The organism is Allorhizobium borbori, from assembly GCF_014196535.1.
In the GTDB taxonomy this organism is placed as follows: Bacteria; Pseudomonadota; Alphaproteobacteria; order Rhizobiales; family Rhizobiaceae; genus Ectorhizobium; species Ectorhizobium borbori.
Window position 1 is genome coordinate 1 of sequence record NZ_JACIDU010000009.1, and the last position, 21,159, is coordinate 21,159.

General features: G+C 62.4%; 23 protein-coding genes. 11 read left to right on the forward strand and 12 right to left on the reverse strand.

The genetic code is table 11. The features are described 5' to 3' along the window. Positions 1 to 445, forward strand: a 445-nt coding sequence (locus GGQ66_RS11945) for an electron transfer flavoprotein subunit alpha/FixB family protein (RefSeq protein ID WP_210287248.1), incomplete at its 5' end; no start/stop codon positions are given. Between the two features lie 65 nt (positions 446 to 510). Then, positions 511 to 1,392 carry a 3-hydroxybutyryl-CoA dehydrogenase gene (locus tag GGQ66_RS11950; RefSeq protein WP_183792774.1) on the forward strand — a complete coding sequence of 294 codons (882 nt, stop codon included), beginning with the start codon at positions 511 to 513 and terminating at the stop codon, positions 1,390 to 1,392. A 30-nt stretch (positions 1,393 to 1,422) separates the two neighbouring features. On the opposite strand, the gene tlpA is transcribed toward GGQ66_RS11950, so the two are convergent. Next, positions 1,423 to 2,091 carry a thiol:disulfide interchange protein TlpA gene (gene tlpA, locus GGQ66_RS11955; RefSeq protein ID WP_183792776.1) on the reverse strand — a complete coding sequence of 223 codons (669 nt, stop codon included), beginning with the start codon at positions 2,089 to 2,091 and terminating at the stop codon, positions 1,423 to 1,425. A gap of 27 nt (positions 2,092 to 2,118) precedes the next feature. Between tlpA and argH the strand changes: the two genes are divergently transcribed. The 3 genes from argH (at position 2,119) to lysA (ending at position 5,103) form a co-directional block, all read left to right on the forward strand. Next, entirely contained in the window at positions 2,119 to 3,522 is a 1,404-nt protein-coding gene (argH, locus tag GGQ66_RS11960; RefSeq protein WP_183792779.1) for an argininosuccinate lyase, read from the forward strand. 99 nt (positions 3,523 to 3,621) lie between these two features. Further along, positions 3,622 to 3,816: an LPS translocon maturation chaperone LptM gene (gene lptM, locus GGQ66_RS11965; RefSeq protein WP_183792781.1), complete on the forward strand. Its 195-nt coding sequence runs from the start codon at positions 3,622 to 3,624 to the stop codon at positions 3,814 to 3,816. An 18-nt stretch (positions 3,817 to 3,834) separates the two neighbouring features. Beyond that, positions 3,835 to 5,103, forward strand: a complete 1,269-nt coding sequence (gene lysA, locus GGQ66_RS11970; RefSeq protein WP_183792783.1) for a diaminopimelate decarboxylase — start codon at positions 3,835 to 3,837, stop codon at positions 5,101 to 5,103. 36 nt (positions 5,104 to 5,139) lie between these two features. Here the strand turns inward: lysA and GGQ66_RS11975 are convergent, their stop codons facing one another. From GGQ66_RS11975 to ftsE, 4 genes are all read right to left on the reverse strand, one after another. After that, the gene (locus GGQ66_RS11975) at positions 5,140 to 5,928 is read right to left on the reverse strand and encodes a lysophospholipid acyltransferase family protein (RefSeq protein ID WP_183792785.1); all 789 of its coding nucleotides are present in this window, start codon (positions 5,926 to 5,928) and stop codon (positions 5,140 to 5,142) included. 160 nt (positions 5,929 to 6,088) lie between these two features. Beyond that, positions 6,089 to 6,823, reverse strand: a complete 735-nt coding sequence (locus tag GGQ66_RS11980; RefSeq protein WP_183792787.1) for a YdcF family protein — start codon at positions 6,821 to 6,823, stop codon at positions 6,089 to 6,091. Positions 6,824 to 6,905: 82 nt separating this feature from the next. Beyond that, complete coding sequence (locus tag GGQ66_RS11985; protein WP_237358900.1) at positions 6,906 to 7,856, reverse strand: cell division protein FtsX; 951 nt, start codon at positions 7,854 to 7,856, stop codon at positions 6,906 to 6,908. A 58-nt stretch (positions 7,857 to 7,914) separates the two neighbouring features. Beyond that, a complete protein-coding gene (gene ftsE / locus GGQ66_RS11990) occupies positions 7,915 to 8,574 on the reverse strand; it encodes a cell division ATP-binding protein FtsE (protein ID WP_183792791.1) in 660 nt (219 codons plus the stop codon). Between the two features lie 217 nt (positions 8,575 to 8,791). On the opposite strand from ftsE, the gene GGQ66_RS11995 reads away from it, so the two are divergent. The 3 genes from GGQ66_RS11995 (at position 8,792) to GGQ66_RS12005 (ending at position 10,594) form a co-directional block, all read left to right on the forward strand. Then, positions 8,792 to 9,445: a hypothetical protein gene (locus tag GGQ66_RS11995; protein WP_183792793.1), complete on the forward strand. Its 654-nt coding sequence runs from the start codon at positions 8,792 to 8,794 to the stop codon at positions 9,443 to 9,445. A 41-nt stretch (positions 9,446 to 9,486) separates the two neighbouring features. Then, on the forward strand, positions 9,487 to 10,041 hold the full coding sequence (hpt, locus tag GGQ66_RS12000; RefSeq protein ID WP_183792795.1) for a hypoxanthine phosphoribosyltransferase: 555 nt from the start codon (positions 9,487 to 9,489) through the stop codon (positions 10,039 to 10,041). A gap of 193 nt (positions 10,042 to 10,234) precedes the next feature. Next, complete coding sequence (locus GGQ66_RS12005) at positions 10,235 to 10,594, forward strand: response regulator (protein WP_183792797.1); 360 nt, start codon at positions 10,235 to 10,237, stop codon at positions 10,592 to 10,594. An 81-nt stretch (positions 10,595 to 10,675) separates the two neighbouring features. On the opposite strand, the gene GGQ66_RS12010 is transcribed toward GGQ66_RS12005, so the two are convergent. Together GGQ66_RS12010 and GGQ66_RS12015 are read right to left on the reverse strand one after the other, a co-directional pair. Next, positions 10,676 to 13,309, reverse strand: a complete 2,634-nt coding sequence (locus GGQ66_RS12010; RefSeq protein WP_183792799.1) for a TIGR02302 family protein — start codon at positions 13,307 to 13,309, stop codon at positions 10,676 to 10,678. Between the two features lie 133 nt (positions 13,310 to 13,442). Further along, positions 13,443 to 13,970 (reverse strand): gamma-glutamylcyclotransferase, encoded by a 528-nt coding sequence (locus GGQ66_RS12015; RefSeq protein ID WP_183792801.1) that lies wholly within the window; start codon positions 13,968 to 13,970, stop codon positions 13,443 to 13,445. A gap of 99 nt (positions 13,971 to 14,069) precedes the next feature. On the opposite strand from GGQ66_RS12015, the gene GGQ66_RS12020 reads away from it, so the two are divergent. Then, positions 14,070 to 15,080, forward strand: coding sequence for a DUF2125 domain-containing protein (locus GGQ66_RS12020; protein ID WP_183792803.1), 1,011 nt, complete (start codon positions 14,070 to 14,072; stop codon positions 15,078 to 15,080). Positions 15,081 to 15,146: 66 nt separating this feature from the next. Here GGQ66_RS12020 and GGQ66_RS12025 read toward each other — a convergent pair whose 3' ends face one another. The 3 genes from GGQ66_RS12025 to GGQ66_RS12035 form a co-directional block, all read right to left on the reverse strand. Further along, positions 15,147 to 16,076 carry a prephenate/arogenate dehydrogenase family protein gene (locus tag GGQ66_RS12025; RefSeq protein ID WP_183792805.1) on the reverse strand — a complete coding sequence of 310 codons (930 nt, stop codon included), beginning with the start codon at positions 16,074 to 16,076 and terminating at the stop codon, positions 15,147 to 15,149. A gap of 1 nt (position 16,077) precedes the next feature. After that, entirely contained in the window at positions 16,078 to 17,184 is a 1,107-nt protein-coding gene (gene hisC, locus GGQ66_RS12030) for a histidinol-phosphate transaminase (RefSeq protein ID WP_183792807.1), read from the reverse strand. A 76-nt stretch (positions 17,185 to 17,260) separates the two neighbouring features. Next, on the reverse strand, positions 17,261 to 18,031 hold the full coding sequence (locus tag GGQ66_RS12035; RefSeq protein WP_183792809.1) for a class I SAM-dependent methyltransferase: 771 nt from the start codon (positions 18,029 to 18,031) through the stop codon (positions 17,261 to 17,263). Positions 18,032 to 18,189: 158 nt separating this feature from the next. Between GGQ66_RS12035 and gloB the strand changes: the two genes are divergently transcribed. Next, positions 18,190 to 18,963, forward strand: a complete 774-nt coding sequence (gloB, locus tag GGQ66_RS12040; RefSeq protein WP_183792811.1) for a hydroxyacylglutathione hydrolase — start codon at positions 18,190 to 18,192, stop codon at positions 18,961 to 18,963. Next, positions 18,960 to 19,382 (forward strand): cupin domain-containing protein, encoded by a 423-nt coding sequence (locus tag GGQ66_RS12045; RefSeq protein WP_183792813.1) that lies wholly within the window; start codon positions 18,960 to 18,962, stop codon positions 19,380 to 19,382. Before gloB ends, GGQ66_RS12045 begins: the two co-directional genes overlap by 4 nt. On the opposite strand, the gene yddG is transcribed toward GGQ66_RS12045, so the two are convergent. Further along, positions 19,383 to 20,264 (reverse strand): aromatic amino acid exporter YddG, encoded by an 882-nt coding sequence (yddG, locus tag GGQ66_RS12050; RefSeq protein ID WP_183792815.1) that lies wholly within the window; start codon positions 20,262 to 20,264, stop codon positions 19,383 to 19,385. Positions 20,265 to 20,343: 79 nt separating this feature from the next. Further along, positions 20,344 to 21,117, reverse strand: a complete 774-nt coding sequence (locus tag GGQ66_RS12055) for a DUF3108 domain-containing protein (RefSeq protein WP_183792817.1) — start codon at positions 21,115 to 21,117, stop codon at positions 20,344 to 20,346. Between the last annotated feature and the right edge of the window lie 42 nt (positions 21,118 to 21,159).

Sequence of the window (21,159 nt, forward strand, 5' to 3'; positions counted from 1 at the left end):
CATCGAAGCCGTTGCCTCTGCCGGCGACAAGGGTGTCTCGACGTTCGTGTCGGAGGCGATTGCCGCCTCCGAGCGTCCGGAACTGACGGCGGCGAGGATCATCATCTCTGGCGGCCGTGCGCTGGGTTCTTCGGAGAAGTTCAACGAGGTGATCCTGCCGGTTGCCGACAAACTCGGAGCCGCCGTCGGCGCAAGCCGCGCGGCGGTGGATGCGGGTTACGCCCCGAACGACTGGCAGGTTGGCCAGACGGGCAAGGTGGTTGCGCCCGATCTCTACATCGCCTGCGGCATCTCGGGTGCGATCCAGCACCTTGCGGGGATGAAGGACAGTAAGGTGATTGTGGCGATCAACAAGGACGAGGAGGCCCCGATCTTCCAGGTCGCCGACTACGGCCTCGTCGCAGACATATTCGAAGCCCTGCCCGAACTGCAGAAGGCTCTCTAGGACCAATACGGACCGGGGCGGAACAACGCCCCGGTTCTCGCTTTTCGAGGGGAGGAGACACGAGCATGACCATCGGCATGACGAAAATCGGTGTAATCGGCGCGGGACAGATGGGCTGCGGCATTGCCCATGTTTCGGCGCTTGCTGGCTATGACGTGACGCTCTACGACCTGTCACAGGAGCGTATCGAAGCGGCCCTCGCCACCATCAACGGCAATCTCGCCCGCCAGGTCGTTGGCGGCAAGATCACCGAGGAAGACCGCAAGGCGGCCCTCTCCAAGATCAAGGGCAGCGCCGCGATGGGCGACCTCGCCCCCATGGATCTCGTCATCGAGGCCGCAACGGAAAACGAAGCGGTCAAGCGCAAGATTTACGCAGAGCTCTGCCCGATCCTGAACCCCGCCGCGATCCTCGCCACCAACACCTCGTCGCTGTCGATCACCCGCCTTGCCTCCGCCACCGACCGGCCGGAACGCTTCATGGGCATCCACTTCATGAACCCGGTGCCGGTGATGAAGCTGGTGGAACTGGTGCGCGGCATCGCCACGCAGGAAGATACCTTCGCCGCAGCCCGCGCTTTTGTCACCTCGCTCGACAAGGTCGTGACGGTTGCCGAAGACTTTCCCGCCTTCATCGTCAACCGCATCCTGCTGCCGATGATCAACGAGGCGATCTACACGCTTTATGAGGGCGTTGGCACGGTTGAAGCCATCGACACCGCCATGAAGCTCGGCGCCAACCATCCGATGGGGCCGCTCCAGCTTGCCGATTTCATCGGCCTCGATACCTGTCTGTCGATCATGCAGGTGCTGCATGACGGTCTGGCCGATTCCAAGTACCGCCCCTGCCCGCTTCTGGTCAAATATGTCGAAGCCGGCTGGCTCGGCCGCAAGGCTGGTCGCGGCTTCTACGATTACCGCGGCGAAGTGCCGCTCCCGACGCGCTAAGATAGAGGGGGCCAGCCCCCCCCGAACCACTCACTTCAGCTTCACCGCCTGATCCACGAGCGCCTGCGCATCCGCACCGGCCCATTCCGCCGGGCCGTTCATGGCAGCCGTCAGGCACCCTTCGGCATCGAACAGCAGTGTGGCCGGAAGGCCGATTGCCAGCCCTTCCTTCTTCACGGTGTTGAACACACCCATGGATGCATCGCGGTAGTAGCCGAGCGAGGTAATGCCCGTTTCCGTCAGGAACGCCTTCGGCTTTTCGTCAGAGCCGGTATCGATGTTGACGGCCACAACCTCGAAATCCGCGCCACCCTTGGCTTTTTCCAGATGATCGAGCGCGGGCATTTCCTTGCGGCATGGCACGCACCACGTCGCCCAGAGGTTCAGAAGCAACGACTTACCCTTGAAGTCGGCAAGCGTCAGATCCTTGCCGCCCTCGCCCTTGAAGGAAAGCGGGATGGAACGCGGCTGATCGACCGCCGCCATGGTCGCTATTTCACCCTTCAGGAACGGTTTCAGCGCATCGGCCTTCGCCTTTGAGGCCGCACATTCACCGGAAGCCGCGACAACCGGCGCATCCGTGTTGCCAGACCCCATGCGCTTCACGTATACCGCAACGGCTCCGGCGGTCAGGCCGGTCAGCGCCGCGACAACAATCAGTTTTGCGGAGGGGAGACCGAGCGGTCTTTTCTTCGTCATGTCATTCTCCAGGATGGGCAAAAAGCCATGGCCGACGGAACCAAGGACACCAATTCCTCCAACCAGATGTGGGGCGGACGTTTCGCTTCGGGCCCTGACGCGATCATGGAGGAGATAAATGCCTCCATCGGTTTCGACAAGAAGCTTTTCGACCAAGACATCCGCGGCTCTATAGCACATGCCACCATGCTGGCAGAGAAGGGAATCATCTCCTCAGACGATCGTGAAAAGATCGTGACCGGGCTGGAGACCATCCGCATCGAGATCGAGAGCGGCAATTTCGAGTTTTCCCGCCAGCTCGAAGACATTCACATGAACATCGAGGCGCGGCTCGCCAATCTCATCGGCCCCGCCGCCGGCCGGCTGCATACGGCCCGTTCGCGCAACGACCAGGTGGCCGTCGACTTCCGCCTGTGGGTTAAGGAAGAGCTGATCAAGACCGAGCGGGCGCTCACGGGCCTGATCGAAGCCTTCCTCGACCGCGCCGAAGAACATGCCGCCACCGTCATGCCGGGCTTCACCCATCTGCAGACTGCCCAGCCGGTCACCTTCGGTCACCATTGCATGGCCTATGTCGAAATGTTCGGCCGCGACCGCAACCGCGTGCGTCACGCCATCGAGCACCTAGATGAAAGTCCGCTCGGCGCCGCGGCCCTTGCCGGCACGGGCTATCCCATCGATCGTCACCAGACGGCGCGGGCGCTCGGCTTCCGCGAGCCGACCCGCAACTCCATCGATTCCGTGTCAGATCGCGATTTCGCACTCGAATTCCTGTCAACGGCCTCGATCTGCGCCACGCATCTGTCGCGTCTCGCCGAGGAAATCGTCATCTGGTCGACACCCCAATTCGGCTTCATCCGCCTGTCTGATGCCTTCTCCACCGGCTCTTCCATCATGCCGCAGAAGAAGAACCCCGATGCCGCCGAACTGGTGCGCGCCAAGACCGGCCGTATCAATGGCTCGCTGATTGCGCTTCTGACCGTCATGAAGGGGCTGCCGCTCGCCTATTCCAAGGACATGCAGGAAGACAAGGAACAAGTCTTCGACGCCGCCGAAAGCCTCGAACTGGCGATTGCCGCCATGACCGGCATGGTGCGTGACCTGACCGTTCGCACCGACCGCATGAAGGATGCCGCCGGCTCCGGCTATTCCACCGCCACCGATCTGGCCGACTGGCTGGTACGCGAAGCGGGACTGCCCTTCCGCGATGCCCATCACGTCACGGGGCGTGTCGTGGCACTGGCCGAAAGCAAGGGCTGCGAGCTTGCGGAACTGCCGCTCGATGAGCTGAAGGCCATCCACGCCGACATCACCAACGCCGTTTACGGCGTGCTGACGGTCGAAGCCTCCGTCGCCAGCCGCAAGAGCTTCGGCGGCACAGCGCCTGCAGAAGTGAAGAAGCAGATCGCCTGGTGGCGCGGGCGCAACTGATCACGTTTTCGCGCGGATCTATTTACAGAAACAGGGTGCACAAGCGCCCTGTTTTTGTTTATCACCAATATTCATGATCTAGCCGCCGGACAGGGACCCATGTCTTCGAGACCGCTTCGCACCGTCACGCTTTCTCTCGGCCTTCTCCTGGCCGCAAGCCTCGTGCTTTCCGGCTGCGGCCGCAAAGGCGACCTCGACATGCCGTCCACACCGGTCGATAAGATGAACAAACGCAGCTACAATCCCGATCCGAAAGTGCCGGACCGGCCGTTCGTTCTCGACCCCCTTCTTTGATCCGACAGGACAGAAACCGTGAACCACTTTGAATTCCGCGACGGCGTGCTTCACGCCGAAGGCGTATCGGTGCCGGAGATTGCCAAGGCCGTCGGCACCCCGTTCTACGTCTATTCCTCTGCCACCATCGAGCGCCATTACCGCGTCTTCGCCAATGCCTTCAAGGAAGTCGACGCACTGGTCTGCTATGCATTGAAGGCCAATTCGAACATTGCCGTGCTCAAGACGCTGGCAAAGCTCGGCGCTGGCATGGACGTGGTGTCCGAAGGCGAATTGCGTCGCGCCCTGGCTGCCGGCGTTCCGGCCAGCCGCATCATGTTCTCCGGCGTTGCCAAAACTGCTCACGAGATGGACTTTGCGCTGTCGCAGGGCATCTATTGCTTCAACGTCGAGTCCGAACCTGAACTGGAAGTACTGAACGCCCGCGCGCTCAAGGCTGGCAAGAAGGCCCCGGTTTCGCTGCGCATCAATCCGGATGTCGACGCCCGCACCCATGCCAAGATTTCGACCGGCAAGAAGGAGAACAAGTTCGGTATCTCCTTCAAGAACGCCCGGGAGGTCTATGCCCGTGCCGCAAAGCTCGAAGGCATCGAGGTCACTGGCATCGACATGCATATCGGCAGCCAGATCACCGATCTGCAGCCCTTCGAGGATGCGTTTGCCCTGCTGCGTGAACTGGTCGAGGCACTGCGCGCCGATGGCCACACCATCGAGCATGTCGATATCGGTGGCGGCCTCGGCATTCCCTACAAGGCCGACAACAACCCGCCGCCCCTGCCGGATGCCTATGCCGAAACGGTGCTGAAGCAGTTGAAGGGCCTTGGCTGCAAGGTCGTTTGCGAACCGGGCCGTCTCATCGTCGGCAATGCCGGCATTCTGGTCACGGAAGTCGTGTTCGTGAAGGATGGCGAGGAAAAGAACTTCGTCATCGTCGATGCGGGCATGAACGACCTCATCCGCCCGACGCTTTACGAAGCCTATCACGAGATCGGCCCGGTCGTTCAACCCGCCGCCGACGCCCCGCGCATTCGCGCCGATATTGTCGGCCCGGTCTGTGAAACCGGCGACTATATCGGTCTCGACCGGGAACTCGCCCGCCCCGCCCCCGGCGACCTGCTCTATGCAAGCTCGGCCGGTGCTTACGGCGCGGTCATGTCGAACACCTACAACTCCCGCCTGCTCATTCCCGAAGTTCTGGTCAAGGGCGATGCTTTCCACGTCATCCGCCCGCGCAGCACCTACGAGGAGCTTCTGGCTCTCGACTCCCTGCCGAACTGGCTGAAGTAACCAATACGAAAAAGGCGGGTTTCGGCCCGCCTTTTCTCATTCGGCCACTGGCCTGGCCTTCAGTTCGGCCAACCGCTTCACCGCGCTTTCCGGCAATTTCAGATGAGGATTGGCCGCCGCGGTCTCGATCAGCAGCGCGTCGCTTTCCTTTTCCATGGTGCCGATCAGTTTTTCCAGGAACACGTCCTGTGAAAGGCCGGGCTCGATCGGCGGCAGGATCTTGATCTTGAAATGGCCGGGATAGCGAAGCCAGGCATTCTTCGGCCAGAACAGGCCCGGATGCATGACGATGGGCACCACGGGTACGCGCAGGGCGCGATAAAGGCGGGCGATACCGTTCTTGTAGACCGGCTCGGCGCCCGGCGAGCGACGGGTGCCCTCGGGATAGATGAGAAGCTGGCGCCCCGTGGCAAGCTCGTCCGACGTCCGCTTCATGACGTCGAGCATGTTGCGGCCTTTGGCCTCGCGGTTCACGGGAATGAGCCGCTGCTTCTTCATGTACCAGCCGAACAGAGGCAGCCAGAACAGTTCACGCTTGAGGATATAGACCGGATCGTGCATCCACGGCATCAGCATGAATGTGTCCCAGGCCGACTGATGCTTGGGTGCGATAATCGCCGGCCCGGTCGGCAGGTTTTCCAGCCCCTCGATCTCGAAACTTGCGCCGACGATCTTGTCCATCAGCCAGTTGGACGAGGACGCCCACCCCTTCGGAATACGGTAGGAGCGCGGCATCAGAAAATAGATCGGGCTGAGCAGAACCATCCTGAGTGTGATGTTGATGTAGAAGGCGATCTGAAACAGAAACGAACGCAGGATGATCATGACGCGGTTTTCCGGAATGGCTCTGGCGCATCACACGTCCGGACGGACGCGGAAAGAACGCTCGGAGCTGATGAATCCACCACCCTGCCCCTTTCGGGCGAAGATCATGGAGGCGACATGTCCGTGCCTACACGATAACGCCTGCAAGAAAAAGGGCGGTTCAGGACGATCTTCGGGAGTGAATGCTTTGCGTCGTCAGCGGGTCGCGCAGACCGGGCTCAGAGGGTAGACCGATGAAATCGCGCAACGTTGCCGCCGTCACCTTGATGAATTCGGAAAGAAGCGTGCGCAGCGCATTTGGATCGATGAACCAGTTCTTCACCTTCAGGTCGCTGTTCACGACAGGATAGGCAATGAAGTCCGTTCGGGGATCGGCCCGCCGCAGTTCCAGAAGGCTGCGCGGCATGTGATAATTGTTGGTCACGACCAGAACGCTGCGGTAGCCGTGATCGGAGATCCACAGGGCCGTTTCCGCGGCATTGCCGATCGTGTCGAGCGCCTGATAGCCCATATCGACGCAGCAGGAAAAGAGCGCGCCGGAACTCTTCGTCAGCTTGGAAAGCCGCGAGGCGGAGGTGCCCGGATGCACACCGGAAATCAGCAGACGTTGTCCCGCTCCGGTTTCCAGCAGGTTGACCGCCTGATCGATCCGTTGGTAGCCTCCAGTCAGCACGACGATGGCATCGGCCTTGGGATCGATGGGCGGCTGAAACGAGACAACCGAATCGGCAAAGCGCAGGAAGGCCGCGAAAACAATACCAAGGCACAAAATGAAAATGGCGCCAGCGATGCGGATGAACCGTCGCACCCGGCTGCGCCGCGAAAAAATCGCCCCCGGCCCTGCCTCTGGCGGGGCCGTTACGGTCTCCTCGTGCTTCGTTTCGTGCGATTCCATGAATCAATCTATAGCCGGAGATTGCGGCAGACAGCAGACGGTTAACCGATAATTTCCCCAGAGCACCGGACGCCGGGCAGGATCAACCATTGGCCAGCCCATCGATACGGGCCGGATCGGAACGGATACTGTCGATTTCGGCAATGGTTCGCATCACGGTGAAACGGGCCGTCAGCGTCGTAATGAGAGCGATTACGATCATTGTTGCGAACACTCCCATATAGCCCGAGAAACCGATGGTAAACTGCCCGAACAGCGCGGTCGCCTGATCGCTTTCCGGCGTCGCGACCGCATGGCGTTGCCAGAGGCTGAGCCCGGCAAAGACGGAGGCCGCCGCAAGCCCGCCCGCAGCCGAACCCTTGAGGCTGATCTTGAGAAAGTGCTTCTGGAACTCGCTGGCCACGAACCGCCCCTCCGCGCCGACGAAATGCAGCACCTCGACAATGTGGCGATTGCCCGAAAGCGCGCCGCGGGTCGCGAACACGACCGTCAGCACCATGGCGGTGAAGACCAGCCCCAGCACGCCCATGCCGATCAGGACGGTCGTGTCCGCCATGGACACCAGCCTGTCGACCCAGGTGCGATGGTCATCCAGCGAGGCCTGCGGAATCTCGTCCTGAAGCATGGCCCGCATGGCGGTGAAATCCGGCGGGTTGCTCTCGTCGATGGTGATAACCACGAGACGTGGCACCGGCAATTCATCCAGCTTCAACCCGGCACCAAGCCAGGGCTCCAGCAGACGCGCGGTCGCCTCATCATCCAGAATGCGGCCTTCCTTGGTGCCGACGAAGGTCAACGCGATATCGCGGGCACGCGCCAGCGACTTCTCCATGTCCAGCTTCTCGTCGGGCTTGATCTGAATTGTTACCTCGCGGGAAATCTGGCTTTGCCAGCTTGAGGCGGTCGCCCGCACCATGCTGACCCCGCCAAGCGTGAGGCAGGCCAGAAATGCCATGATGGCGATCACCACCATCAGCGCATTGCCCTGAATGTTGGAAGGCGGCAGGATCGGGCCGGTCGGGCGAACCTGCATTTCCCGGCGGCGGGCCGCATTGGCCTGCCCGGAGCCTGCCTGCGTGGGTGCGGGACGATCACTCATAGAGGTCAAGCCGTCCATCGGTCAGGATCATGCGGCGCGCGTTCACCTGATCCATCAGGCCGAGATCGTGAGTGGCGATCACCACTGCCGTCCCCAGCCGGTTGAGTTCGAGAAAGAGGTTGAGCAGCCGCCGCGCCATCGGCGGATCGACGTTGCCGGTCGGCTCATCCGCAAGCAGCACTTCCGGCCGGTCGATCAGCGCGCGGGCGATGGCGGTGCGCTGCTTTTCACCGCCGGAGAGAACCGGCGGCAGCACATTGATGCGCTCACCGAGCCCGACCCATTTCAGAAGCTCGATCACATCCTTGCGATAGGAGGCTTCCTCCTTGCCGCGCACCCGCAGCGGCAGCGCCACATTCTCATAGGTCGTCAGATGGTCGAGCAGGCGGAAATCCTGAAAGACGATGCCGATCCGTCGCCGCAGCATCGGCAGTTCGGTCACGGGAATGCGGGAAATGTCGCGTTCGAAACTGCGGATCAATCCGCGCGTCGGCTTCAGTGACAGGAACATCAGGCGCAGCAATGTCGTCTTGCCCGCGCCGGAAGGTCCGGTCAGGAACTGAAACGAGCCCTTCGGGATGGTGAAGGTCAGATCCTTCAGGATCTCCGGCCCCATCCCGTAGCGCAGACCGACATTTTCGAAATGAATCAAGCGCGCCCGTTCCCCGGTTCTTCGTTCCGGCCTTGTTCGAGAAGTCTCGCTCCGCAGCCCGCCTTGCAGACACCGCCGCAGCGTTCAGGTCCGGTCTATCCCGGATGGCGTTACCGAAGCGTTAACCATTTTTATTTACGTCTGGTGAGACTTTGTTGCAATGCCCTCCGCCGTCGCCTCAACAGACGACCACGGAAGGAGAAAGGCGATAGGCCCCATGACCGTTTCCAGCGCCCGCAGACACAAAGCCCTTGCCTATGACATCCTCACGCCGGATGCGCCGCGCGCACGCCAGCGCCAGCAGCGCGCGCCGGAAACCATTGTCGACGCCGAATTCGTCACCCTCCGCGATACCGTTCAGCCAAGCCGTGCCGGCAATGACAACCGTACCGTCGAACCCGTTCGCGTCGATTTCATGGCAGCCGTCCGCGGTTTGATGGAAAGCGTCGAAACACGGTTGACCAGCCTGTCCGTCGATATGTTTTCCGCGCTTGTCGCGGCCCTTTTCGTCGTCGTATTCGTATTGGCCGGTGGGCTTTCCAGTCTGTTTCCGCAAGAGGCGTCGCCAGCCCCCGCCCAGCCGCTCGTCATCACCCATGCCAGCCTCACCCCGCAGGAGGCGAACGGCATGCGGCTCCTGACCATCAACGGCGTCATCGAGAACCACGGGCAGGCCGCCATGGCCGTTCCACCCGTACGCGCAAGCCTCATGGCCGGCGAAAACCTCGTTGCCTCCATCGTCATCGACCCGCCGGTGGCTCTGGTTCAGCCAGGCCACAGCCACGGCTTCGTTGCCCGCGTCGTTCACCCCGGTGGAAAAATGCCGGAACTGAAGCTTTCCTTCAGCCCGCAGGATGTTCCCGGAACGTGATTATATGGTAAGCAGGGCCCTAATATCGTGGAGAACCCTGCATGCCTATCGTTCGTGGTAAGATTATTGAGCCGCTTTTTTCTGCCGAACAGATTGCTGCCCGCAACACGGACATCGCCCGGAAGATTTCCGCTGGCCCGGTAAAAGATCTGCTTGTGATCGCGATTCTCAAGGGCTCCTTCATCTTCGCCGCCGACCTGATCCGCGCCCTGCACGAGACCGGGCTTGCCCCGGAAGTCGAATTCATCACCCTTTCGAGCTACGGCACCGGCACGGTTTCGCAGGGTGTGCGGATCGTCAAGGACATCGACAGCGACGTGAAAGATCGCGACGTGCTGCTGATCGATGACATTCTCGAATCCGGCCGCACCCTGCTGTTTGCCAAGGAACTGCTCTATTCGCGCGGTGCCCGCAACGTCTCCATCGCCGTGCTGCTCGACAAGAGCGTCAAGCGCAAGGAAAAGCTGGAGGCTGATTATGTCGGCTTCGAATGCCCCGATTATTTCGTCGTCGGCTACGGCATGGATGCTGCTTACGCCTTCCGCGAACTGCCCTTCGTCGGCGTCGTGACTGGCGACGCGCTGACGGACGGCTGACGGCCACTTCCTTCGATCCGGGCCAGTTCTGGCCACCCGCCGGTCATTCCCTGTTAACCACGGGGGCCGCGAGCCGGTGGATGTTTACGGATAGACAAGAAAACTCTGGTGATCTGCCCCCGTTCCCGGTCATGATCCGGGCCGGGTGAGCATGAGGCGCACGCCCGCGGAAAGAAGAAGCGGAGCAGCCATCATGGCGAAAATCCTGATCACCGAAGACGAAGATTCTCTGCGCTCCTTCGTGGCGCGCGCGCTCAGGCTTGACGGACATATTACCGCAGAAGCTGCCGATGGCGCCGAAGGCCTGGAACGTCTGGCCGAAGAAGAGTTCGACCTTCTCCTCTCCGATATCCGCATGCCGGTCATGGATGGCATCGAGCTGGCGCACCGCGCCGCCGCCAGCCACCCCAACCTGCGCATTCTGCTGATGACCGGCTATGCTGACCAGCGCGAACGCGCGGACGACCTCATGACCAAGGTCATCGATGTCGTCGACAAGCCCTTTGCCCTGCCGGATATTCGCCGCGCCGTGGCCCGCGCACTGGCGGCCTGATCCCGATCCAGCCTCTCCCGACGTAAAAGGCCCGCATGATCTGCGGGCCTTTCGATTTTTCCAGGGTGCGGGAAACCGCGCTTACTGCAGATCCAGCAACCGCTCCAGATAGCGCCGCTCGATTTCACCGCCGAGACCGTTGCTCAACTTTTCGCGGATGGATTCGAGGATTTCACGAGCGCGCTGCACATCGATCTCATCGGGCACCTTGACCTGATCGCCGAATTCCGGGCCGGCGCTGGCACGCGGACGTCCGAGCGGATCACGCCCGTTCTGGTTCCCCTCGCCCACCATGCCCGGCCCCTGCGCGCCCTGCTGCTCGCCCTGCCCCTGCATGGCCTGCATCATCTGGTTCATCATGTCGCGCGCGCCTTCGCGCAGCGCCTGCAAGGCCTTGCCCTGGCCTTCGACCGCCGGACCGCCCTCGCCCTGGCCAAGCGCTTCGCCGGCACCCTTCATTTCCTTGCCGGCCTCGCCGAAGCCGGGGCCGGGTTTCATGCCCATATCGGCAAGGCCTTTCTGCAACTCCTTCAGCTTGCCGCCCAGCGCATCCTGCCGCTCCCGCAGCTTCTTCAGCGCATCGCGAAGCTGCTGCTCGGTCATCTGGCCGTTCTCGCCGCCCGGCTGCTGTTGCTGTTGGCCATTCTGTCCCTGCTCGCGGTTCTGCTCACCTTCGAATAGGTCCTTGTCCTCGCCAAGCTCGTCATTCTCCATCATGCGGCTTTGCAGTTGCTGGTCGAGCTTGAAGGTCTCGTCCATCAGCCTCTGCTGTTCCTGCATCAGCTCGCCCAGCTTGTCGATCTGCTTGCGCATCGGGCTGTTGTCCTGCCCGTTATTGCGCGGACCCGGGCGACCGGCCTGCAGGTTGTTCATCATCCGCTGCATTTCGGAGAGAAGCTGCTGCGCCGCATCGCGGTTACCGGAGCGCGCCAGATTCTCGATCTGGTCCAGCATGCGGCTCAAATCCTGTTGCCGCAGCGTGTTTTCCGCCATGCGACCCTGCATGTTCGGGTTCTGCTGCATTTGCCGCGCCAGTTCGGAGAGATATTGCTCCATCGCCTTGCGCAATTCGGCCGTCAGCCGCGAAATCTCGTCCTCGGAAGCGCCCCGCTCCAGCGCATCGGACAGCGCCTTCTGCGCATCACGCATCTGGCGCTCGGCCAGCGAAAGGTCGCCATCCTCCAGACCGAGCGCGATTTCCCAGAGGTAATCGGCGGCCCCCTTCAGATCGTCCTCGCTGCGCGCCATCTGCATGCGCCCGAGCGCCGAGCGCACCAGAAGGAAGTGCTTGAGATTGGGAATGGTTTCCTCCGGCCTCAGCGCCAGCGCCTCGTTCAGCGCGATGGCGCGCGGCAGCGCAGCGGTGTTGAGCGCAAAGGTACGCCGTTCCTCGGCGATAGAAGCAGCCAGCGGCTCATAGAAGCGCCGCGCCGGCATGGTCATTTCGTAAGGCTGGCTGTGTCCTTCCCGCCCGGCGGCGTCGACCGCCACCAGCGTTATCCGCACACGCGTACCCGCAAGCGGATGTTCCGTCAGGTTGCGGCTCGTAAGCCCCTTGATCGTGGCATTGCCCCGGCGTGGCAGATCGAGCCTGTATTCCGGCGCGGGAAACAGCGCCTTGACGCCCGGCAGCGGCTCTTCCGCAGGCTCGATCTCGGCCCGCGCCGTCTGCACGCCGTAATCGTCGCGCGCCATGAAGCCGATTTCGAGCGAACCATTGGCGCTGACGCGCGGCGGCTGATCGAAGGCTATTTCCGGCGCCTTGTCGGGAATGACGGTGAAGGCGAAATTCTGGCCGTTGACGGAGAGCGTGCCGTCCTCGTCCAGCGATAGCCCATAGCTGCGGACACCGCTCGCGGGCGCGGCCGCCGCAACCGGATTGGCGGGAAGAGAATCGCTTGATGCAAGCGTTATGGCCTCACCGCCGGCAGCCGGGGAAAAGACGAGCTTTTCGCCGCCACCTTCACCCGCCACACGGACGGTCAGTTGCGAGCCCTGCGGCACCTCGGCAGGACCGTTGCCGATCTCCGCCCTTGCCGTGAGATAAACAGGCGCGCGGCCCGTATAGGCCGGCGGCGTCACCCAGGCATCGATACGCAGGCCGGGATTGATCGTACCCTGCACGCCGGAGGGAGCAAAGGCATCGATTAAACGGCCCGCCCCGTTGGAAAAGGAAAACCCGAACGCCGCCGCCAAAAGGAGGATCGGCAAGGCGCGCAGACCGTTGCGGTCGAAACGGGAAAGATCAGGACGCGGCAACCCGGCATCGAGCGCGGAAATACGCTCGGCCATGCGGATCTGGTGCTCACGCCACAGCGCCCGCGCAAAGGGCGTATCGTTGGCCGGGCGGTCTTCCTGCACGGCAACCGGCTGATGGGCAAGACCGTTGCGGCTTTCGAGGTGCCGGTCGGCGGCATGCGCATCCGGCCATTGCAGCCTGAGAAGCGGTCGAAACGACGCCAGAAAGCCGATTCCCGCCAAAGCGACGACGGCAAGCCGCAGCCAGTCCGGCATCGTGCGGAACAGACCGAACCAGGCAAGCGAAACGAAGACGGCGGCAATCGTGGCCGGCACGAGAAGCGCGGGCAGCAGCCGTTCGCCCAACAGCGTCAGCCTCGCAAGCGCCCGCTTGAAGGCAAGCCGCCGGGCAAGGCCGGGACGCGTGGCAAGCGCGCTGGCATGCGAACGCTCCTTCTGCCGGCTATCGCCGTTCATACGCTTCTCCTGTCCCAAAACATCGGGGTTTTCGGTCGACGAAGGATAACACCCTTTGTGGCGAAGGCGAGGTCACCCCCCGGCTTTTCGCCGTCTATCCGCGGATTTCGCTGCATTGTGAACAGCGCCAGCGTCAGCCACGCAGCTTTTCCACATTCTGCGCCACGCTCTCCAGCAGATGGTCGTGAATGCCCATCGCCCGAAGCTGGGTCAGCGTGTTGAACAGATAGGCATCGTTCGGCCCGGAGGCACCAACAGCGGCATGAACGATCTTCGCCGCCACATCCGGTTCGGGCGATCCCGCATATTGCACATGGGCGGGGTCGGCCACGTAGACGACGCCCTTCACCTTGCGCCCGTCCGCCAGCGCAAGCGACAAGGTCTTTTCCTGATAGACCTTCGTTACCAGTTCACGCTCGCGCAGATAGGCCAGCACAGCCCCCCATTCGTCTGGCGCAACACGGAAAGCCATGCCGGAACAGGACCCGCCCCGGTCGAGGCCGAGCACCAGCCCCGGATCGCTTTCCGTGCCCCGGTGAACCCAGGACCAGATACACAGGGAACGCCGGTAGCCACCAAGCCGGGCGCGCTGGCTCTCGACATGGGGAAAACCGGGGTTCCACATCAGCGAACCGTAACCAAAGACCCAAAATTCGTCCATTTCGCACGTCACGTCGTGAAATCCGCTTGATTCGCCCTATAAAGGGGTGAGGTCAGAACCGCAGTCATGGGTCAGAAGACGACCACGGAAGGAAGTGCAATGGACGTAACGCAACCGGCGAGCGGCTGCAAGACATCGCGCCGCGCATGGATCATCACCGCCGGCGCCCTCGCTACCCTCGCGGCACTTTATACCGGCGGATGGCATGTTCTGGCCGGAAGAATTGAAGGCCGGCTTCTTTCCGCGCTCGCCGGGCAGGATGAAAAGGGCCTCTCAGTCGATTGCCGCAACATGAAGAGCGGCGGCTTTCCGTTTTCCCTGTCACTTCATTGCTCGAGCCTCACGGCAGATGATGTGAAGCACGGTATTTCCACCACGCTTGGCGCGTCGGAAGCACGGGTATCGCTGCTGTCGCCCAACAGCGTCCATTCCAATTCGAAGGGGCCGGTAGAAATCCGTTCGTCCAGAGGACAGCTCGTGGGCGAATGGCAGGCATTGACCTCCGATGTCGATTTCGGCCTGTCCGGCATGCAGGCCGTACGGGTCGATGCGACCGGGTTGAAGGCGAATTTCACCGACCCCGGCAAGGGTAGTGCGGTTCAGGCCCGGGCCGAGCGCTTCTCCGGCTTCGCCGATGGCGCCAGCGGCGACCTTGCGACCGGTGTCACCATGGAAGGCGCCGTACTTTCCCGCAACGGCACGGAGCTGCCGCTGCCGCCGCTCAGGATCGACGCATCACTGAAGGTCGCGGAGGGCGGCGATCTCGTCGGTCGCTTCGATCGGCAAGCACTTTATGGCAAGCGCGGGGAAATCGAGCGCTTTGCCGCCAATCTCGGCGAAGGCCGCGATATCATCGTCAGCGGCCCCTTTGCCGTGGATGAGATGGGGCGCATTTCCGGCAAGCTGCAAATCGAGGCGAAGAATGTGCAATCCTGGCTCGACGCGGCCCGGCAGGCGCTTCCGGAAGCCGACGGCATCTTCCAAAGCGCCGGCTCGCTGATCCGCAGCTACACCAAAGGCAACCCCGATCTTTCCATCGACCTGACGCTGAAGCGCGGCAAGGTGCTGATTGCCGGCTTCATTCCCGTGGGCGAAATTCCGCCGCTTTAGAGTTTGCCGGGGACAAGCAGGATCCGGTTTTCCCGAAAAGCAGACGAAAGCGAGGATAACACCGGGTCAGCTTTTCTGGCTGGTGCCGTGGCGGCCGAAATCCGGCGCGTCCACATCCTGTCCGGCCTGAATGATGGAGCGGCGGATTTCGCGGGTGCGGGTGAAGAGATCGAACAGCTTGTCGCCCTCTCCCCAGCGGATCGCCCGTTGCAGATAGGCGAGATCTTCCGAAAAGCGCGCCAGCATTTCAAGGATCGCATCTCTGTTGTGCAGGCACACATCTCGCCACATCGTGGGATCGGAGGCGGCAAGACGGGTGAAATCGCGAAAACCAGACGCCGAATATTTGATGACTTCGGACTGCGTCACGGTTTCCAGATCGTCCGCCGTGCCGACGATGTTGTAGGCAATGATGTGCGGCAGGTGGGAAACGATGGCCAGCACCTTGTCATGGTGCTGCGGGTCCATCTCGTCCACCTTGCTGCCCAGCGCCTCCCAGAAGGCCCTGAGCTTGGCAAGTGCTGCGGGATCGGTCTCCGCCACAGGCGTGAAGATGCACCAGCGACCGGCAAACAGCCCCTCGAAACCAGCATCGGGGCCAGACTTCTCCGTGCCCGCCAGCGGATGGCCGGGAATGAAATGCACGCCTTCGGGAACGTGCGGCTGCATCTGCGCAATCACCGACGCCTTGGTCGAGCCGACATCGGTCAGGATTGCGCCCTTCTTCAGCGAAGGCGCGATCTGTTCCGCCACGGCACCGGATGCACCGACCGGAACGGACACGATCACCAGATCGGCATCCTTGACGGCATCCGCCGCCGACACCGTGTAGGACGTACCGAGCCCCAGTTCCTCGGCGCGCTTCAGCGTCCCGGTGCTGCGGGTTGAAATCGACACCTCCTTCGCAAGCCCACGCGCCTTGACATCACGGGCAATCGACGAGCCGATCAGACCGATACCGATCAGCGCGATCTTTCCAAAGAATGCTTCCGTCATATCAGCCACGCCCCATGAATTCGCGAAGTGCCTCGATCACGCCGAGATTGGCCTCTTCCGGGCCCACGCTCATGCGCAATGCATTATTGAAACCGTAGGAGCGAACGGCACGCAGGATATAACCCCGCGCCGTGAGGAAGTCGTCGGCATCCGCCGCACGCTTGCCCTCCACATCCGGGAAATGGATCAACACGAAATTCGTCACCGACGGCGTTACCTCAAGCCCCAGCGCCTCGAAGGCTTGCGTCAGCTTGCCGATCCACTCCGCATTGAAGCTGACGGCCTGCTCGATGAAGCCTTGATCGGCCATGGCAGCGGCGCCGGCGGCTATGCCGGGCGCACTGATGTTGAAGGGACCGCGCACCCGGTCCAGCGCATCGATGATATGTTCCGGCGCGTAGAGCCAGCCGAGGCGCAGTGCAGCCAGCCCGTAAACCTTGGAGAAGGTGCGGGTCATGACCACGTTCTGGCAGGAAGAGACGATCTCCAGCCCAGCCTCATAATCGTTGCGGCGCACATATTCCGCATAGGCGGCGTCGAGCACCAGCAGCACTTGCGGCGGCAGCGAGGCCTGAAGGCGGCGGATTTCGGCCACGGGCACATAGGTTCCGGTGGGATTGCCGGGATTGGCGATGAAAACCGCCTTCGTCTTCGGCGTGACGGCGGCAAGGATCGCGTCGACATCGACGCGGCAGTCCTTCTCCTTCACCGTTACGGGCGTTGCCCCGGCGGCGGTGATCTGGATCTTGTAGACGAGGAAGCCATGTTCGGTGACGATACCTTCATCGCCGGGACCGAGATAGGTGTGGCAGAGGAGACCGAGCAACTCGTCGGACCCGTTGCCGCACATGATGTTGGCCGGGTTCAGGCGAAACGTCGTGCCGATGGCCGCGCGCAATGCCGTAGCCTGACCGTCCGGGTAGCGCTCAAGCTGGCCCGCGGCGGCCTTGAAAGCCTCGATGGCCTTCGGGCTTGGTCCGAGCGGCGTCTCGTTGGCCGAAAGCTTGAAGACGCGCGCCACGCCCGGCGCATGTTCCTTGCCCGGCACATAGGCGGCAATGTCCAGAACACCGGGGCGGGGCGTGGGCTGAGGCTTCGGGGCAGTCATCATAAAAACCTTCGGGATGGCCGGATGCGGCCATGCGGCACTCCGGAAACAGGATTTCTACCAGTTGAAGCCGGAATTAATCCCGAAAAGCCTGTTTGTCGAGCGAAACCGGCATGCGTGTCGTCGGCACGCCCTGCGGCGAAAGAACCGGCACGAAAACACGGCGGGAGGCCCGCGCGGCAACAGGCAGCCCCTGATAAAGACGCTTCTGCGCCTCGACAACGGTTGCCCCCGAAAAGGCCGGCCACAGACGGCGGCCCACGGCCTCGAAACTCCGCCAGGGGCGCACCATGAAGCCACGCTCGGACGGCGGAAAAAGAAGCGCCTCGGCAAAGGCGCCGGGCGTGAAGTTCGCCTCGCGCAACAGCCGCGTCAACTGTCCGCGCGAATAGGGCCGGCCGGAACCGAACGGCGTATGCTCCAGCCGCGCCCACAACCCGCGCCGGTTCGGCGCAACGATGACAAGCCGCCCGCCGGGGGCGAGCACCCGCCAGATTTCCTTCAGCGTTTCCACCGGGTTTTCGGCAAATTCAAGGGAATGCACCATCAGAACGCGGTCGATGCTGGCATCCGGCAACGGCAGTTCCTCATCGAAGACCAGAGCCGTCAGCGACTTCGCTCCCGCGGGCCAATTCACCGCGCCCTGCCCGGCGGGCATGAAGGCAAAGGTGCGCTCTGTGCCTTCACCGAACCGTTCGAGGAACGGCACGGCATAGCCAAGCCCCACCAGCCGCTCTTCCGGCAGACGCGGCCACACGGTTTCGAGTGCCGTGACGATGGATTGCACAGCGAGCTGGCCGAGCCGGGTGGAGTAGAACTGCCTGAGATCGACAATATCGGTGTGCATCCGCAAAGGTTATCTTATCCGCCCGCAAAGGGGAACCCGCATTTCGGGAAAGCAGATGTGAAAACAAAGTGCTAAAACCATCCATGCTCAGGGGTGGACTTCGAGGTTCGAGCCATTACATTTTCCGCGAATTCCCATGAGCCGAGGCCTTCTCCGCGATGACCGCTTTGCAGATCGACGTTTTTCCCTGCCGCACCGACAATTACGGCGTTCTTCTCCACCACGCCGGAAGCGGCCTGACGGCCAGTGTCGACGCCCCGGAGGAAGCGGCGATCCTTGCTGCCCTTGAGCGGCGAGGCTGGAAGCTCACGCATATCTTCACCACCCACCACCATAACGACCACGTGGCCGCCAATCTGGCGCTCAAGGAACGGTTCGGCTGCACCATCATCGGCCCCGTCCACGAATCCGTGGCCATCCCCGGCATCGATCAGGCCTATGGCGAAGGCGATGAATTCGAGTTCGCCGGCGAACCGGTGCGCGTCATCGAAACACCCGGCCACACCGCCGGTCATGTCTGTTACCACCTGCCGGAAAGCAAGCTGCTGTTTGCGGCCGATACGCTGTTTGCCATGGGCTGCGGACGACTGTTCGAGCGCCCCGCCGCCGATATGTGGCATTCGTTGCAGAAACTTGCCGTTCTTCCGGATGAGACCGCCGTCTATTTCGGCCATGAGTATACGCTGGCCAATGCCCGCTTTGCCGTCACCGTCGATCCGGACAATGCGCGACTGAAAGCCCGGATCACCGAGGTGGAGGACACACTGAACGCAGGGCGCTTCACCATCCCGACCTCCATCGGACTGGAAAAGGAAACCAATCCCTATCTGCGCGTCGCCGACCCCGCGATCCGCCGCAATCTCCTGATGGAAAGCCGCGAGAACGAGGAGGTCTTTGCCGAAATCCGCAGGCGCAAGGACAATTTCAAGTGACGGCTGAAGAGATCATCGCGGCGCTGAACATGCAGCGGCACCCCGAAGGCGGCTGGTACACCGAAACGTTTCGCGATGAGGCCGGTGGCGAGCGAGGCCATTCGACGGCCATCTATTACCTTCTGGAGGCGGGCGAGACATCGCACTGGCACCGCGTTCACGACGCCGTCGAGATATGGCACCACTATGCCGGTGCGCCGCTGGCCCTTTCCCTTTCAAAGGATGGCAGCGACGAAGAGACCCTGACGCTCGGCCCCGATATTCTGGCCGGTGAGCGCCCGCAGGGCATCGTGCCCGCCGGCTGGTGGCAATCGGCCCGTTCTCTCGGTGCGTTCACGCTGGTCGGCTGCACCGTTGCGCCGGGTTTCACCTTTTCGGCGTTCGAAATGGCACCACCCGGCTGGAAGCCGCAAGCGTGATCAAGCGTCGACCAGCTTGCGCCCGCGAAACAGCAGATCCTTCGAGGCGAGGATCGCGCCGCCCGTCACCAGCAGACAGGCGATGACGAGCCGCCAGCCCGGTTCGCCGTAACCGGCTGCCAGCAGGATCAGCGTCGAGAGGATGGGGGTCGCATAACTCGCCGCGCCCAGAACCTGAATATCGCCGTTCTTGACACCGAAATCCCAGGTGTAGAACGCAAGCCCCAGTGGCAAGAGGCCCAGCGCCACGACCATCACCCACTGGAACGACGTTTCCGGCCATACGGTCGTTTCCAGCGCCAGATGGCAACAGGCCGACAGGATGGCGGTCGCCAGGCAGAAACCGGTCACGGCATCCGTCGGCACCGCTCCGAAGCGGCGGGACAGGAGCGAATAGGCCGCCCAGGTGACGGCGGCGACAAGCGCCGCGCCGTAGCCCGGTAGATACGCCGGATTGAAGGCGACATTTCCGCCCGCCACCACGAGAACCGTACCAGCCAGACCGATCGCCGCGCCAACCAGATGATGCCAGCCGAGGCGTTCGCCTGGCAGAAGCGCCGACCCCACGACGATGAGCAGTGGCCAGAGATAGTTGACGAGCGTCGCTTCCACCGCAGGCGCGCTGCGCAACGCCGTAAAATAGAGCAGGTGATAGCCGAACAGACCGCCTATGCCGACAAGCCAGACCTTGAACGGCTGCCGCAGCGCCTTGAACCGCGCCGGCTGCGCCACCATCAGCGCCAGACCGGGCAGGCTACCGAGCCCGAAGCCGATGGCGGTCAACTGGAATGGCGGCATGCGCCCGGAGGCCGCCGTCAACGTGGCAAGGAATGCCCACATCAGAATGGTCATGAGACCGATGAGCGTGGCTCTAAACTTCACACGAATTCTCCCCGATCGCGACCACCCGGTCGCGTCGCCAGCGGGGACTTTTCACCCCATTGATTGCAGACGATGCCGCCTACTTCCCGAACCGCGTTGCGGTAATGACCAGATTGCCGGTCTTCGTGGGAATACGGGCATAGACCGGGGCATATAAATCCACGACATCCGATTTGGCAAACCAGATTTCCATTGCCGCCGCCTTCAGATACTCGATGTCCTTGCGGCCGCGCTTGAAACCGGCCTTGGGCACATAACGGGCGCCGCAGACCAGTGCATCGACCCGCCGCTTTCCGATGGCGATGGTTTTTGTACCCTTGTCGGTCAGCACGATGTCCATGCGCGTCTCGCCATCATAAACCGGCAATGTGGTCGGGCAAACCTTGCCGGACGCCGGGATCATCAGCCCGGACAATGGATCGACCACCCGCCGGAGATCGGCGTCACGCACCGCCACCCAGGTTTCGGGACTGCGGCGCGGCGGCGGCTCGATGGTCGTGCTTGTGACATTGCCGTTACGCATCTTCACGTCATAGACCCGCGCCCGCTCGCCCCGGCGATAGACGAGACGATATTCCGACGACGTCAACTGCCCCTTGGAGACCTGCCCCTCCGTGCTGGTCTCACCGGAGATCGTCGTGATCAACCCGGCGATACCGGCCGTGCGAAACCGCCCGGTGACGGAATAGTCGGTTTCCTTCAACACGGTGTTGAAACTGGCTGTTGCGATGGTAAAACCCGCAAGCGTAATGGCGTAATCGGTGACATGACGGCCGGGCGTCTGCGCAAGCGCAACGGCTGGCGCGACGAAGAGAAGCGCCAGAAAACTTGCCGACCGCAACGCTGATGTCATGGAGTCTTGCCTCATGCAGGGAACGCGCCCTTATACGCTGCC

Coding starts and splice junctions, on each gene's coding strand:
- GGQ66_RS12010 (WP_183792799.1), bottom strand. CDS start 13,309: ATGAACGGCGATAGCCGGCAGAAGGAGCGTTCGCATGCCAGCGCGCTT.
- GGQ66_RS12035 (WP_183792809.1), bottom strand. CDS start 18,031: ATGCACACCGATATTGTCGATCTCAGGCAGTTCTACTCCACCCGGCTC.
- GGQ66_RS12015 (WP_183792801.1), bottom strand. CDS start 13,970: ATGGACGAATTTTGGGTCTTTGGTTACGGTTCGCTGATGTGGAACCCC.
- tlpA (WP_183792776.1), bottom strand. CDS start 2,091: ATGACGAAGAAAAGACCGCTCGGTCTCCCCTCCGCAAAACTGATTGTT.
- argH (WP_183792779.1), top strand. CDS start 2,119: ATGGCCGACGGAACCAAGGACACCAATTCCTCCAACCAGATGTGGGGC.
- GGQ66_RS11985 (WP_237358900.1), bottom strand. CDS start 7,856: ATGCAGGTTCGCCCGACCGGCCCGATCCTGCCGCCTTCCAACATTCAG.
- GGQ66_RS11975 (WP_183792785.1), bottom strand. CDS start 5,928: ATGATCATCCTGCGTTCGTTTCTGTTTCAGATCGCCTTCTACATCAAC.
- hpt (WP_183792795.1), top strand. CDS start 9,487: ATGCCTATCGTTCGTGGTAAGATTATTGAGCCGCTTTTTTCTGCCGAA.
- GGQ66_RS12005 (WP_183792797.1), top strand. CDS start 10,235: ATGGCGAAAATCCTGATCACCGAAGACGAAGATTCTCTGCGCTCCTTC.
- gloB (WP_183792811.1), top strand. CDS start 18,190: ATGACCGCTTTGCAGATCGACGTTTTTCCCTGCCGCACCGACAATTAC.
- hisC (WP_183792807.1), bottom strand. CDS start 17,184: ATGACTGCCCCGAAGCCTCAGCCCACGCCCCGCCCCGGTGTTCTGGAC.
- GGQ66_RS11995 (WP_183792793.1), top strand. CDS start 8,792: ATGACCGTTTCCAGCGCCCGCAGACACAAAGCCCTTGCCTATGACATC.
- GGQ66_RS11980 (WP_183792787.1), bottom strand. CDS start 6,823: ATGGAATCGCACGAAACGAAGCACGAGGAGACCGTAACGGCCCCGCCA.
- GGQ66_RS12020 (WP_183792803.1), top strand. CDS start 14,070: ATGGACGTAACGCAACCGGCGAGCGGCTGCAAGACATCGCGCCGCGCA.
- lptM (WP_183792781.1), top strand. CDS start 3,622: ATGTCTTCGAGACCGCTTCGCACCGTCACGCTTTCTCTCGGCCTTCTC.
- GGQ66_RS12025 (WP_183792805.1), bottom strand. CDS start 16,076: ATGACGGAAGCATTCTTTGGAAAGATCGCGCTGATCGGTATCGGTCTG.
- GGQ66_RS12055 (WP_183792817.1), bottom strand. CDS start 21,117: ATGACATCAGCGTTGCGGTCGGCAAGTTTTCTGGCGCTTCTCTTCGTC.
- GGQ66_RS11950 (WP_183792774.1), top strand. CDS start 511: ATGACCATCGGCATGACGAAAATCGGTGTAATCGGCGCGGGACAGATG.